At 57.7% G+C, this 2,052-nt stretch carries 2 rRNA genes; both read right to left on the bottom strand.

The features are described 5' to 3' along the window. Position 1 precedes the first annotated feature (1 nt). A 5S ribosomal RNA gene (rrf, locus tag ACZ6S4_RS44600) occupies positions 2–118 on the bottom strand. A gap of 109 nt (positions 119–227) precedes the next feature. Continuing rightward, positions 228–2,052, bottom strand: a 23S ribosomal RNA gene (locus ACZ6S4_RS44595); the annotation flags it as partial.

Here is a 2,052-nt window from a genome sequence, read left to right as displayed (position 1 = left end):
AGTCCGGCGGCGTCCTACTCTCCCACACCCTCCCGAGTGCAGTACCATCGGCGCTGGAGGGCTTAGCTTCCGGGTTCGGAATGAGACCGGGCGTTTCCCCTCCGCTATAACCACCGAAACAGCTATCAGCGACACAACCAACACTCCAGCACCCCGCGAACTACCCGGGGTGGGGTGGTTGTTTGCTGTGAATCACACAGTGGACGCGGTCGAACATCAAGTTTGGTGTAGTTAAGCCCTCGGCCTATTAGTACCGGTCGACTGAACCTATTACTAGGCTTACATCTCCGGCCTATCAACCCAGTCGTCTAGCTGGGAGCCTTACCCACTCAAGGTGGTGGGATACCTCATCTCGAAGCGAGCTTCCCGCTTAGATGCTTTCAGCGGTTATCCCTTCCGAACGTAGCCAACCAGCCGTGCCCCTGGCGGGACAACTGGCACACCAGAGGTTCGTCCGTCCCGGTCCTCTCGTACTAGGGACAGCCCTTCTCAAGTATCCAACGCGCACGGCGGATAGGGACCGAACTGTCTCACGACGTTCTAAACCCAGCTCGCGTACCGCTTTAATGGGCGAACAGCCCAACCCTTGGGACCTGCTACAGCCCCAGGATGCGACGAGCCGACATCGAGGTGCCAAACCATCCCGTCGATATGGACTCTTGGGGAAGATCAGCCTGTTATCCCCGGGGTACCTTTTATCCGTTGAGCGACACCGCTTCCACACGCAAGTGCCGGATCACTAGTCCCGACTTTCGTCCCTGCTCGACCTGTCAGTCTCACAGTCAAGCTCCCTTGTGTACTTACACTCAACACCTGATTGCCAACCAGGCTGAGGGAACCTTTGGGCGCCTCCGTTACCTTTTAGGAGGCAACCGCCCCAGTTAAACTACCCACCAGACACTGTCCCTCGACCCGATCAGGGCCGCAAGTTAGATACCCAAATCCAACAGAGTGGTATTTCAAGATTGCCTCCACCCGAACTGGCGTCCGGACTTCACAGGCTCCCACCTATCCTACACAATTACATTCGGATACCAATGTCAAGCTATAGTAAAGGTCCCGGGGTCTTTCCGTCCTGCCGCGCGTAACGAGCATCTTTACTCGTACTGCAATTTCGCCGGGCCTGTGGTTGAGACAGTGGGGAAGTCGTTACGCCATTCGTGCAGGTCGGAACTTACCCGACAAGGAATTTCGCTACCTTAGGATGGTTATAGTTACCACCGCCGTTTACTGGCGCTTAAGTTCTCCGCCTCGCCCCGAAAGGCTAACAGGTCCCCTTAACGTTCCAGCACCGGGCAGGCGTCAGTCCATATACATCGTCTTACGACTTGGCATGGACCTGTGTTTTTAGTAAACAGTCGCTTCCCCCTGCTCTCTGCGGCCATACCACGCTCCACCCGCAAGGGGCTTCACGCGTCCGGCCCCCCTTCTCCCTAAGTTACGGGGGCAATTTGCCGAGTTCCTTAACCACAGTTCGCCCGTCGCCTCGGTATTCTCTACCTGACCACCTGTGTCGGTTTGGGGTACGGGCCGCTCGGAACATCGCTAGAGGCTTTTCTCGGCAGCATAGGATCACTGACTTCACCTGAATCGGCTCGGCATCACGTCTCAGCCTCATGCGTCACGGATTTGCCTATGACACGGCCTACACGCTTACCCCGGCACAACCACCGGCCGGGATCAGCTACCTTCCTGCGTCACCCCATCGCTAAACTACTACCTGCCAGGTTCCCAGACTCCACACCCTTGACCCGAAAGTCGCCGGCGCTTCGCGTGGTTAGCACAACAAGGTTCGTCTTGGGCGCTCCTTTGCGGGTACGGGAATATCAACCCGTTATCCATCGACTACGCCTCTCGGCCTCGCCTTAGGCCCCGACTCACCCAGGGCGGATTAGCCTGGCCCTGGAACCCTTGGTCATCCGGCGGAAGGGTTTCTCACCCTTCATTCGCTACTCATGCCTGCATTCTCACTCGTGCAACCTCCACGGCTAGGTCACCCTGCCGCTTCACCGGTAGCACGACGCTCCCCTACCGACCCACACACCTGGATCC

This window comes from Actinoplanes sp. NPDC051405 (genome assembly GCF_055586185.1).
The sequence above is the reverse complement of the archived record's forward strand: the minus strand, read 5'-3'. Positions and strand labels throughout refer to the sequence as shown.